The sequence below is a fragment of the Limnothrix sp. FACHB-881 genome (assembly GCF_014698135.1).
Classification (GTDB): domain Bacteria; phylum Cyanobacteriota; class Cyanobacteriia; order CACIAM-69d; family CACIAM-69d; genus CACIAM-69d.
Window position 1 is genome coordinate 99,551 of the sequence record NZ_JACJSN010000013.1, and the last position, 11,821, is coordinate 111,371.

Genomic DNA, 11,821 nt, shown 5'->3' on the forward strand with positions numbered 1-11,821 from the left:
CAGAAAAACAAGACCAAAAAAGCCACCCTTGAGAGGCGGCTTCTGTGCTCATTTTTGAGGTTTGGGAAAATCAGCCATCCGTGAGGTTGCTGGCTGAGCTTAGGCTCAATCCCGATCGCCCACCAAACTTGGCAGTGATCGGGACTCTGAGGCGCTAGTTCTCGGTGTCCAAAGCTGTGCCAGTGCCAGTGCCTGAGGCGGCTTGCAGGTTCTTGGTGTCCAAAGCTGTGCCAGTGCCCGACAACGACTCAACGATCGAGCGCACAGCAGCCACCATTGCGATTTCGCTGTCCAGCTTGTTGATGGCCGAACCCACACCCACGCCCGCAGCACCCGCCGCGATCGCCAAGGGAGCCGTCACCGCCGAAATGCCCGACGCGCACAGCACCGGCACGGACACCGCGCGGCTGATTTCGTAGGCAGCGGCCAGGGTGGGAGCCGCCTTTTCAATCAAGCCCAAGCTACCGGCGTGAACGGGTTGGCTGCTGGTGCCGCCTTCGGTTTGGATGATGTCTGCGCCAGCGGCCACCAGGGCTTCGGCCAGGGCCACTTGCTCATCCAGGGCCAAAATATGGGGAACCGTCACCGACAGCAGCACATTGGGCAGCAGGCGGCGGGTTTCTTGGGTCATGGCCAACACTTCAGCGGCTTCAAAACGGATGCCTTGGGCATAGAAGCTGTCGAAGTTCCCGATTTCAATCAGGTCAGCACCGGCCGCCACGCAGTCCACAAACTTGGCGGGTTCCACAGCGGACACACAGACGGGCAAGCTGGTGATCGCCTTAATCCGTTGCACCAAGGCGGGGTCGGCGGCAATGTCCACGAAGGTTGCACCGCCCAGCTCGGCTGCCTTGACGATCGCTTCGACCCGATCGCCGTCGAAATTGTTCAAACCAGCGATCGCCTTCAACGCTTGGCCGCGATCGAGGGCGGATTGCAGTTGGGACATTGCACTCATAGGTTCACCTGATTAGCGTGATTTGCAGATGTCCGCAATTGTATCAAGCACGGCCGGCGGTAGGGGCAGGTTTGAAACCTGCCCTAACCCGTAACTTCAGCGAATAAAGAACAAACCTTGCGCGTCGTTATAGCAACTCGCGCACGTCGGTGACGGAACCGGTCACGGCCGCCGCCGCCACCATTGCCGGACTCATCAGCAAGGTGCGACCGCTGGCGGAACCCTGACGGCCCTTGAAGTTGCGGTTCGAGGAAGAGGCGCTGATTTGGCTGCCCTGCAACTTGTCTGGGTTCATGGCCAAACACATGGAGCAACCGGCTTCCCGCCACTCAAACCCGGCCGCCTTGAAGATTTCATGCAGGCCTTCCGCTTCGGCCGCTTGCTTCACCGACTCGGAACCGGGCACGACAAAGGCGGTGATCCCTTCAACCACCTGGCGACCTTGGGCCACCTTGGCGGCTTCCCGCAGGTCGCTGATCCGGCCGTTGGTGCAACTGCCGATGAAGCAGACATCCACCTTGGTTCCGGCGATCGCCTGGCCCGGGGCGAGCTGCATGTAGTCGTAGGCTTCCTTGGCGATCGAGCGATCGCCCTCGTCCAGTTCGTCCACCGTCGGGATCGTTTCCGTCACGCCGATGCCTTGGCCGGGCGTGATCCCCCAAGTGACGGTCGGTTCAATGTCCGCCGCATCGAACACCACCACATCATCATATTCAGCATCCGCATCGCTGCGAACGCTCGTCCACCAAGCCACCGCCGCATCCCAATCGGCTCCCTTGGGGGCAAACTCGCGCCCTTGCAAGTAATCAAACGTGATTGGGTCGGGGTTGACGTAGCCGCAACGTGCGCCGCCTTCGATGCTCATGTTGCAAACGGTCATCCGTTCTTCCATGCTCATGGCCTCAAAGGTCGTGCCCGCGTATTCGTAGGCATAGCCCACACCGCCTTTCACGCCCAGCTTGCGGATGATGTGCAACACCACGTCTTTGGCGTAGACTCCGGGGCGCAGGTCGCCGTTCACTTCCACGCGGCGCACCTTCGGCTTGGTCATGGCCAGGGTTTGGGAAGCCAGCACGTCGCGCACTTGGCTGGTGCCGATCCCAAAGGAGATGGCCCCGAATGCGCCGTGGGTGGAGGTGTGGCTGTCTCCGCAGGCGATCGTCATGCCCGGTTGGGTCAGTCCCTGTTCGGGGGCGATCACGTGGACGATGCCTTGCTTGCCGGAGCCGATGTTATAGAACCGAATGCCGAATTCTTGGCAGCTTTGCTCAAGGGCGACGATCATGTCTTCCGCCAAGGAATCGAGGAAGGGGCGCTGGCGTTGTTGCAGTTGGGTGGGGACAATGTGATCAACGGTGGCCACGGTGCGTTGGGGAAACGGCACTTTGAGACCCCGCTCGCGCAACATGGCAAAGGCTTGGGGGCTGGTCACTTCGTGGATCAGATGCAGGCCAACGAACAGTTGGGTTTGGCCCGAAGGCAATGTGGCGACGGTGTGCAAATCCCAAACTTTGTCGAAGAGGGTTCCTTGGCTCATGACGGGCGATCGCTCTGTGGTGGGTGTATCTCTCAGATTTAGGACTAGCGCGGTGATCTACTCAGACAAGGGGCTTAAGCCCCTTGCTCCGACAGTGCGGGGGTGCGTCAGTCCGATGGGGTAAACGGGTCATCGGCGGGCAACTTGCCGGGCCGATTCAGAGGTCTTATTCTATCGTGTCGCTGACGATCGCCCGTTGATTGACTTGGAGGCGATCATGGTCATGAATACAGTCACAGATATAGTCACGAATCAGACCCATCAACATTCGCAGGGGCGTATGGCCGTTGGCCCTTCAGCATTCCATGAAAACGATGACTCCTGATTCACCCGATCGCCCTGTGGTCGCCGATCAAAGCCGATCGGAGCAGTTGCGTGATTGGCGATCGCCCCTGCGATATCCGGGGGGGAAACAAAAAGATCTGCCGATTTTTACGCAATATTTTCGATCGGCGAAGGAATATCGGGAGCCGTTTTTGGGGGGCGGGAGTGTGTTGCTCCATGCGATCGGGTCGGAGGTGGCACAATCATTTTGGGCCAATGATGCGAATCCGTTGTTGATGGATTTTTGGCAACAGGTGCAGACCGATACGATCGCCCTGGCCCGGTTGGTGCGATCGCTGCGGGATGACTATGACGGTGAGCGGCGCAAGTGCGATCAATGGGTGGAATTTCGCGATCGCTATCAACAAAAGTTGGCGAACTTACCGGGCGATCGGCTCCATAATGCGGCGCGATTTTTCATTTTGAATCGCAGCACCGCCAGCGGTCTCACAGAATCCGGCGGCATGACGGCGGCGGCCTATTGCGGTCGGTTCACGGAGTCCAGCATCCAACGGCTGGAAAATTTGCAAGGTCGGCTGGCGGGGGTACACTTAACCCTCGGTGACTATCAGAAGCTAATTCATGCGCCCGGTGAAGATGTGTTTATTTTTCTCGATCCGCCCTATTTTTCCGCAGAACAATCGCGGCTTTATGGGCGATCGGGCGATTTGCACAAGGGGTTTAATCATCAACAATTGGCGGCAGCCCTGCGCGATTGTCCCCACGATTGGCTGATGACGATCGATAATTGTGAAGCAATTCAGGATCTCTATCCGGCCGATTGGGCGGATTGTTTACCCTGGACAAAGCCCTACAGCATGACCAATACCCAAGGCAGGCGATCGAAGGCCGGTCAGGAATTATTAATCGCCAAAAAAGGTCTGATCCAATTCTGACGATTGTGGTTTAGATCAATTTTTATTCTTAGTGGTTATTCCCGATCACCCATGGCTGCCATTCCGCCAAGTCCTGAATTTTCTGAGTCAATGGAAGGGCCGATGGATCGACCCACCGATGTTGATGGGAGTGGCTTGGATCGCGGCGATTTTGAGGATGATGATTTTGAGGGTGATGATTTTGAGGGTGATGATTCTGAGAGTAGCAATCGCCTAGACGAGTGGGATACGGTCGATCGGGAATTGGATGCGGCGATCGAGTCCTTGGCGGATTTGGATGCGGAGTTGGCCTATCGCCAAGCCCGATCGGCCCTGCGATCGCTGATGGAGCGGTTGGACTTGACCCCTCGGGAGCGATCGGGTCTGGAGCCAGATCTGGAGGGTTTGGCGCAAATGCTGGACAAGCTGGAGGATCAGCGGGTTCAAATTGCCGTGTTTGGGGCCGTCAGTCGCGGCAAGTCTTCTTTGCTCAATGCCCTGTTGGGGCGATCGGTCTTTGAAACGGGCCCCACCCACGGTGTAACCCAATCCAGCCGGAGCATTCATTGGACAGTGCCGTCCAGTTTGGGCCAAGTGGAACTGGTGGACACGCCGGGCATTGATGAAGTGAATGGGGCGGCGCGGGCGGCCCTGGCACGGGAAGTGGGGCAAGCGTCGGATCTGATCCTGTTTGTGGTGGCCGGGGACATGACCCAAGTGGAATGCGAGGCCCTGTCTCAGTTGCGGGAAGCGGGTAAGCCGATCCTGCTGGTGTTGAACAAGATTGATCAGTTTCCCGAGGCCGATCGACAGGCCATTTATGAAAAGATTCGAGACGATCGGGTGCGGGAGCTGCTGTCGCCTGATGAGATTGTGATGGTGGCGGCAGCTCCCCTGGTGGCCCAGGTGGTGCAGCGGCCCGACGGGACGATCGCGGCGGATTTGCAACGGGGCGCGCCCCAGGTGGAAAGCCTGAAGCTGAAAATCTTGGAGGTATTGGCAAGGGAGGGCAAGGCATTGGTGGCCCTGAATTCTTTGCTTTATGCCCAAGCGGCGGGCGATCGGATCCTGTCGCGCAAGTTGGCCCTGCGGGATCGTTCTGCTGATCGCCTGATTTGGAATGGCACGATTGCCAAAGCGATCGCCGTGGCGGTGAATCCCGTGGTGGTGTTGGACTTGGTGGGGGGCGCGGCGATCGACCTGGCCACCATTTTGGCCCTCTCGCGGCTCTACGGAATTCCCATGGGCCAACGGGGCGCGATCGCCCTGATGAAAACCATCGCGATCGGGCTAGGCGGCCTCAGTGCCGGAGAATGGATCGCCCGGTTGGGCCTCAGCGCCCTCAAGGGATTTCTGGGCCTGTCCACCGTCGCCACTGGCGGGATCACCACCGTGCCCTATCTGTCGATCGCCGCCACCCAAGCCGCGATCGCCGGAGTTTCTTCCTACGCGATCGGCCAAGCAACCAAAACCTACCTAGCCAACGATGCCTCCTGGGGCCCCGATGGGCCAAGGGCCGCAATCGGGCGGGTGTTAGCCACCTTGGATGAACAGTCGATCGTCAAACGCATTGAGGCGGAACTGTGGGCCAAGCTGGGCCGGCCAGCGGTTCCCGATCCCTTTGGTTCTCGGTAGGGGCGACTTTCAACCTCAACAACAGGATTCCCCGAATTCGCGATCCCCTAGGGTTCCCGATCGGGCAGGGGGGGTTGGGCCGTGCCTTGGGCCGCTTCCACCGCCCGCACCGCATCAATCAGACCCCGCACTTGGTCAGTGCCCTCGGATTTTTCAAACGTGAGCGGCATTTTGCCCCGAGCCACCATCCGCCAGCCCACCGGAGCCAAACTGGCCAGCCCCCGCCAATCGCGTCCCGAATTGCCAATGACCCGAATGGCAAACTGACGCTCATCAATCCACCCGCCCTCACGCACCATCTGCACCAGCGTTTGGCGGTGGCGCAAAGGTCGTTCGATCGCCTCGCCCGCCGTTGCCGCCTGCGCCAACAGCACCGACTTAATGCGCGAGATGCGATCGAGCGGGTTCACCTCCATCGGGCAAACTTCATTGCAAGCAAAACAGCGCGTGCAACCCCAAACGCCGCTGCCATCCTCACCCAACTGGCTTAAGCGTTCCGCCGTTGCCCGATCGCGCGTATCGTCCACCAACCGTTGCGCCTTCGCCAGGGCTTGGGGCCCCGCAAACTGCGGATTCACCATCACCGCGTTGCACTCCGAATAGCAAGCCCCGCAAGCGATGCAGTTGCCCGCTTGCTCCAACAGGGCCCGCTGATCCGGCGTTTGGCGCGTTTCCCGCAAAAGTTGATCTAGAGGTTGATCTAGAAGTTGATCCGTAGATTGATCCGTTGGACTTGCCTGGCTTGCCTGATTGACCCGATCTGTTGAGACTGGCTGATTTTGCTGGGGCGATCGCTCCTGGGCCGCCACCGTTTCCGCCGCCGCCAACTGCTCCGCCCGGCTCACCGATGGGTGAATTGATTCCAACCGGGCCCAAAACGGTTGCAAATCCACCACCAAATCTCGAATCACCGGTAAATTGCCCATCGGAGCCACGGTGATCACCGGCTCGCCGTGCTCATCCGTCCCGATCGCCCGGGTCAACATTTCCGAAACATTTTCTTTACAGGCCAGGCGCGATCGGCCATTAATCTGCATGGCACAACTTCCGCAAATCGTATTTCGACAATTTTTGCGAAAGCCAAGACTGCCATCTTGCTCCCACTTGATACGATTCAGGCAATCCAGAATCGTATTTCCGGGTAAAACATTGTCCAGGCGATAGGACTGAACCCGAAGAGACGATCCGGGTTCCCGACGCATGATTTGGAAAGTGACTTGCACGGCTGGTCGATTCGGCAAATACGGCAGGGATTTGATACTAGTCTAGTCGCAAATTGCTGGCAGACCCGCTCCCCCATCACACAATCTGCAATGTTTTTTGAGGAGGGTTTGAGCACCCCGCGGCCATCGTCCGATCGCCTTGCCCCCTTCCGTAAAAATCATCCGAAAACACCCAATTTGCAGTGCTTCTTCCCTGAAGAGGATACATTTTCTATTTTGGTGGGATGCGTCCGCTCCCCTTGTCTTTGCTTTTGGCCAGCCCCGCTTTAGCCTTAGCGGCAAAGGCCGTCATCCCGAACTGATCAAAGCAATCGAACCCACCCTGGGGGATAGATCAATCTATAGGGAGGCAAGAGCTTTTTTTAATCTAAAAATTTTGAGCAGTCCGATTCAAATTTCTGCCGCTTGGGGCTATAGTCTTAATGTAGTCAATCTCGATTCCGGTGTTTTTCTGGATTCTGCCCAGGAGCGCATCTAAAGCTGCCTCAAAAATTTATCTCCGTGCTTAGTCTCTAGGCGATCAATTTTTATGGGTAAATCCTAGGCTTCAGCCATGATTGGCATTGGCCGGTCTAAATTTAGGCTGCCTGTCAGAGCATGATCAACACCGGTAAAACCTGATTCCGATCGAGAGAGACATCCTCACCGACCATCCTTCGATGCAAGATTGTGCGGTTTGATCGTTTGTAGAATTACCGCTGGATTTTGCCAGATTATGGCAAATCCCTGATTTTTGAGGGGGCCAATCCAGTCGAATCGAACAATCGATCCAGCCAAGATCGATCGGGGTTTGATCACCCTCCAATGAGTCGAAGAGTCTCTGAGGAGGTGATGTCTGAATTGGGGAAGTTCGGAACAATTGGCCTCGACTAGGGGACGCGCTAGGCTAAGTCGGCGGTGTTCTTGGGTTAAAGGGCAATTGCATCTGAGGAACCCCGCTTCAGCCGAGCTAGGCTTTTTTAACTGAACTGAATGTTTGACAGCAATGAGTGATTCCGCAACTGCTCAACAACCCACACCGCTGAAGGGTAAAGCCCTACTGCAAAAACTGAAGGAACTCTCGAATCTGCCCCGTCGCGAAAAGGCAAAGCGCTGCGGCTACTACAAAGAGACCAAAAGCGGCCAAGTCCAGGTGAACTTGGCTGAGTTTTATGATGCATTGTTGGAAGCAAAGGGCACGCGGATTGATCCGGAAAGTGCCAAGGATGGTCGGGGTCGCGAACCGACCTATCGCGTGACGGTGCATCAAAATGGCCAAATCGTGATCGGTTCGACCTATACCCAAAGCATGGGTTTGAAGCCGGGCGATGAGTTTGAGATCAAGCTGGGCTACAAGCACATTCGCCTGGTGCAAGTGGACGGCAAGGGCGAAGAATAACCTGCAAAATAGCCCCTAGCACCAATGGGGGTAGACAAGGGGCTTAAGCTCTCTGTTCTCATTCCTGAGACAAGGGGCTTAAGCCCCTTGTTTTTCTGGTTTTTTGGGGGGTGCGTCTTGAAGGGCCTGATCTGCTCTTACTGATCTACTCCTATTAATCTGCCCTTTCAATCTGCCCTTTCAATCTGCCCTGATTGGTTTGTGTTTTTGAGTTTGCACTTGTTGCCTTTCGGCTTGTACTTTGCAATTGGCGATTTGTGCTTACTCGCGCGAATTTTTGCGAGTTTCTAGCAACTTCTATCGCGCTGGGCGCAGGCGATCGAGTTCCCGTTGCAGGTCTTCAATTTGTTGGCGCAGGCGATCGGCTTCGGTGTTGCCGGTCGATCGCGCCGTGGTGGTTGCATTCGCCGTCACATTCACGGCCCCTTGAGCCACATCCCGTTGGTAGTCCCCGCGTCGAATGGCTTGATATTCCGCCGAAGTGGCCCAATCTTGGAGATAGCTGGCTCGCTCCACAGGGAAGGGATGGCTGCTGTACATGCCCTGGGGCAAGTTGTTGTAAAGAAAGAATTTATAAGCCTGATTCATGGCATCCGCGTCTAGGGATTGGTAGTCGCGGGCTTGCTTTTTGAATTCCGCAAGGCTCAGCTCTTGCAAATGTTTGGGACTGCCGCCGGCCACTTTCACCATGGTCATCAATACGGTGTCGAGATCATCGGTGGCAATCAGGGCGGCTCGATCGGCCGACAGTTCGGCCTTGCGCTTCCATTCATAAAATGCCATGACCAATGCGTTGCTAATCAGCATGTTGCTTAAGCCCATGGTCATTTGCCCCACCATGGAAGCCGCATACAGCGTCCAAATGGCCATTTGGGTGAGGGTGCTGTGGCCACATTTCAAATGTCCCAATTCGTGGGCTAACACCACGCGCAATTCGGCTTCATTCAGCAATTCCAGCAGGGCGGTGGTGAGCACCAAGGTGGGCTGTTCTTGACCAATGGTGAAGGCGTTGACCTGATAGCTTTGGCTGACGAACAGGGCCGGCTCCGGGAACACATCGAGGTCTCGCAGACATTCCCGCAGGAGCTGATGCAGGCTGGCGTATTGACGGGGCCCCACTTGGACGCTGTTGCCCATGTGGTAGAGATATTGGGGCCGATCGACCGCCACTTCTAGAAATTTGCGTGCCACCAAGTCAAATCCCGGCAGGCTTCGCAGGGCTTGCTCGGCTTCGCGATCGAGCGGATGACGAAAGGCTTCGCTGGAAATTCCGGGATAGCTAGGCATGGTTGGGAGCAAGGCCCCTCGGAAAGGGCCAAAACGACTGCAAGTTCAGCGTAGCGCGTTCCCCAGGATGGAGCGTCCTAAAGGCAACGATCGCGCCGTAACAGTTGTTGATAGGTCACCGCGCTCAGACCCAAGCCCCCGATCGCCACCCCGCCCAACACCCACAGATGCAAGGCAATATCAGCGGCCGTGGCTCCCTCGCTAGCCACCCGCAACAGGGCTTCATTCATGTGGTAGATCGGGTCAAAACGGGCCAACTGTTGCAACAGGGGTGGAAACAGCCAGGCGGGCACAAAGCTGCCGCCCAAAATCAGCAGGGGCACGCCCAAGGCCGCCACCAACGCATTCACATCCTCCGTGCGCCGGGCAAATTGTCCCCCCAGCACAAAGCCCACCCCCACATAGGCCAACACACTCAGCAATCCGATCGCCCCGCCCAACCACCAGGCCCCCTGGAACTGGGCCCCCACGGCGGTGGCAATGATCCCCACAATGACCGCCTGGCCGAGGGCGATCGCCCCGTGAGCGAGGCTAATTCCCAAAAAATAAGCCATGCCACCCAGGGGCGACAGGCCCAGCCGCCGAAACGTGCCCGACTCTCGCTCGCCCACCAGGGTTGCCACCGTGCCGCCCAGGCAGCTAAAAAACAGGGCCGCCCCCACCCAGGAAACCGGAGCCGCCCGCTCAAAGGCCGCCGCGATCGGCAGTTGGGCCCGCTCCGCCAAAATCAACCCATTCAGCACCAACACCAGCGCCGGAAACAGCGACCAAAATACCAAACTGCGCTTGCGTCGCCACAACTCCTGCAAAATCCGCCGGGCGATCGCCAGCGCCTGCCGACCCATTAACCGAAGCGCAGTCGGAGTCACTGGAGAGAGTAAGGTTTTGGGAGATCTGATCATCTTTCTGATCATCTTAAAAATCATTCTAAAAATTCGGTGGAGCCTTTGAAGTCATGATTTTGAGTGAGCCATTGCCCTCGATCGCGCCAGGAGAAAGCCCTGCAATCATGCACCGGGGCTGAATCCAAGCCCGCCTGAACCAGCCCGCAAAACTATGATGGTGCGAATGTTTTGGTAGTTTAGGGTATGACTTGGAGTTTCCAAAACATTCCAAAACATTGTTGATGCTGAATTCAGCCCTCTACTCTCGGAAAATTTTGCCTTATCCTGTTCTTAGCTTGGTCAATGCATAAGCGTGATGAATGTAACCTTAGGCGAGTTTTACGATTCCCTACCTGATACCCAAGAATACCTAACCTTGGGGTTTTCACCGAGTGCGCAAGCTCGCAAAATTCGTTGGCGCAACTATGGACTATCGGCCGATTTTTTGGGCGACTATTTCGCCACCTTTTTTCCGGGCAACAATGAGGACGCGGCCGATAGCTCCAGCACTCAAGAAAATGTTAAGGCCTGTATTAGCTATGTCGCCAATGAACTCATTGAGAATGCGATTAAATTCAGTGATGAACGGGTGAACAGCCCAGTCACCATTTCTCTCTATCTCTATGAGTCCAGCATCTTGCTTCTGGTTTGCAACAGCACAACGGCCGATCGCGCCATCCGGTTTCAGAAGCACATCCATGATATTTTGACGACTGATCTTGACCTACTTTATGCTCAACGACTAGAGCAAATGGGGCGTGAAGAGTCCAATGAATCTTGCCTGGGGCTGATTTCAATCATGGCAGATTACGGAGTGAAAATGGGGTGGCGGTTTACACCGTCTACTAATGATGACAACTCCGTTGCGATCAGCGTGATGGCCCGACTCACAGTGTAGTGATTGACTATTAAAATGTCGATCGCCCTGGAACTGAGCAAAGAGACCAAGATATTGTCAAACTCTTGCCAGCATTTCGGTGATGGGGGGATCCCGAAACCTTGCATGGCCCAGAGCAAGTTCATGTAAGGATAGTTAAGGCTCGATCGCATGGTGAAACTGCACCAACTGCGATGGCTCATTCGCGTGACTGACTGGATCGGGTGACTGGATCTAGCTAACGGGATCTACCAACGGGATCTACCAACGGGATCTGAAGATGCGGCCACACCGGTCAGCATCACCACAGGATCACGATTCGATCGCGCCTTCTCCATGGTTCGCCCCCAGCCCTGCCGCCTTACATCATGGCCCTATCTTTCTGTTAATACTTCTTAGTTCCTGGTTTTCTCCAATGCCCCAGTCCTCCGCAATTTCCCACCACTCATTCGTATGGAACTAAAACAACCGGACTACAGCATTCAGTATGACCCCGCCACGGCAACGATTCTCTGCCGTGGTTCCCTGCGTCTGGACGGCCTTGAGGCTTACCGTCCTGTGCTCGATATTTTGGAAGCGGCGGCGGAAGAGTCCGAGAAAATCATTGTTGACCTCCAGGAACTCGAATTCCTCAATAGCTCCGGTATCAGTATGCTGTCTATGTTTGTAGTTCGGTTGCGACAGCGGGGGACAGCAAAGTTAACTTTTAAAGGATCCGCTAATATTGTTTGGCAAACGCGATCGCTCAAAAATCTCCAGCGCCTCATGCCCAGCATTGAACTAGTGCTAACTTAGCGATCATGAGCTTGGAGATAGTTTCGTGGGTCATGACCGGATGGCTCG

The 11,821-nt window shown here is 56.2% G+C and carries 11 protein-coding genes; 6 read left to right on the forward strand and 5 right to left on the reverse strand.

The genetic code is table 11. The features are described 5' to 3' along the window. Positions 1-154 precede the first annotated feature (154 nt). Both H6G52_RS12820 and leuC read right to left on the reverse strand, forming a co-directional pair. Positions 155-958 carry a DUF561 domain-containing protein gene (locus tag H6G52_RS12820; RefSeq protein ID WP_190528823.1) on the reverse strand — a complete coding sequence of 268 codons (804 nt, stop codon included), beginning with the start codon at positions 956-958 and terminating at the stop codon, positions 155-157. 127 nt (positions 959-1,085) lie between these two features. Next, on the reverse strand, positions 1,086-2,495 hold the full coding sequence (leuC, locus tag H6G52_RS12825) for a 3-isopropylmalate dehydratase large subunit (RefSeq protein WP_190528825.1): 1,410 nt from the start codon (positions 2,493-2,495) through the stop codon (positions 1,086-1,088). A gap of 314 nt (positions 2,496-2,809) precedes the next feature. On the opposite strand from leuC, the gene H6G52_RS12830 reads away from it, so the two are divergent. Together H6G52_RS12830 and H6G52_RS12835 are read left to right on the forward strand one after the other, a co-directional pair. Continuing rightward, positions 2,810-3,715: a DNA adenine methylase gene (locus H6G52_RS12830; RefSeq protein ID WP_190528827.1), complete on the forward strand. Its 906-nt coding sequence runs from the start codon at positions 2,810-2,812 to the stop codon at positions 3,713-3,715. A 51-nt stretch (positions 3,716-3,766) separates the two neighbouring features. Continuing rightward, the gene (locus tag H6G52_RS12835) at positions 3,767-5,329 is read left to right on the forward strand and encodes a GTP-binding protein (protein ID WP_242026363.1); all 1,563 of its coding nucleotides are present in this window, start codon (positions 3,767-3,769) and stop codon (positions 5,327-5,329) included. A gap of 47 nt (positions 5,330-5,376) precedes the next feature. Here the strand turns inward: H6G52_RS12835 and H6G52_RS12840 are convergent, their stop codons facing one another. Then, positions 5,377-6,552 (reverse strand): 2Fe-2S iron-sulfur cluster-binding protein, encoded by a 1,176-nt coding sequence (locus tag H6G52_RS12840; protein WP_190528829.1) that lies wholly within the window; start codon positions 6,550-6,552, stop codon positions 5,377-5,379. 139 nt (positions 6,553-6,691) lie between these two features. On the opposite strand from H6G52_RS12840, the gene H6G52_RS12845 reads away from it, so the two are divergent. Further along, positions 6,692-7,030, forward strand: coding sequence for a hypothetical protein (locus H6G52_RS12845; protein WP_190528830.1), 339 nt, complete (start codon positions 6,692-6,694; stop codon positions 7,028-7,030). Between the two features lie 507 nt (positions 7,031-7,537). After that, positions 7,538-7,930, forward strand: coding sequence for an AbrB family transcriptional regulator (locus H6G52_RS12850; RefSeq protein ID WP_099534465.1), 393 nt, complete (start codon positions 7,538-7,540; stop codon positions 7,928-7,930). Positions 7,931-8,227: 297 nt separating this feature from the next. Here H6G52_RS12850 and H6G52_RS12855 read toward each other — a convergent pair whose 3' ends face one another. Together H6G52_RS12855 and H6G52_RS12860 are read right to left on the reverse strand one after the other, a co-directional pair. After that, positions 8,228-9,217 (reverse strand): M48 family metallopeptidase, encoded by a 990-nt coding sequence (locus tag H6G52_RS12855; protein WP_190354458.1) that lies wholly within the window; start codon positions 9,215-9,217, stop codon positions 8,228-8,230. 77 nt (positions 9,218-9,294) lie between these two features. Further along, positions 9,295-10,062, reverse strand: coding sequence for an ABC transporter permease (locus tag H6G52_RS12860; protein WP_099534463.1), 768 nt, complete (start codon positions 10,060-10,062; stop codon positions 9,295-9,297). Positions 10,063-10,417: 355 nt separating this feature from the next. On the opposite strand from H6G52_RS12860, the gene H6G52_RS12865 reads away from it, so the two are divergent. Together H6G52_RS12865 and H6G52_RS12870 are read left to right on the forward strand one after the other, a co-directional pair. Then, the gene (locus H6G52_RS12865; protein WP_190354459.1) at positions 10,418-10,999 is read left to right on the forward strand and encodes an ATP-binding protein; all 582 of its coding nucleotides are present in this window, start codon (positions 10,418-10,420) and stop codon (positions 10,997-10,999) included. Positions 11,000-11,431: 432 nt separating this feature from the next. Then, on the forward strand, positions 11,432-11,773 hold the full coding sequence (locus H6G52_RS12870) for an STAS domain-containing protein (RefSeq protein WP_099534461.1): 342 nt from the start codon (positions 11,432-11,434) through the stop codon (positions 11,771-11,773). Positions 11,774-11,821 lie beyond the last annotated feature (48 nt).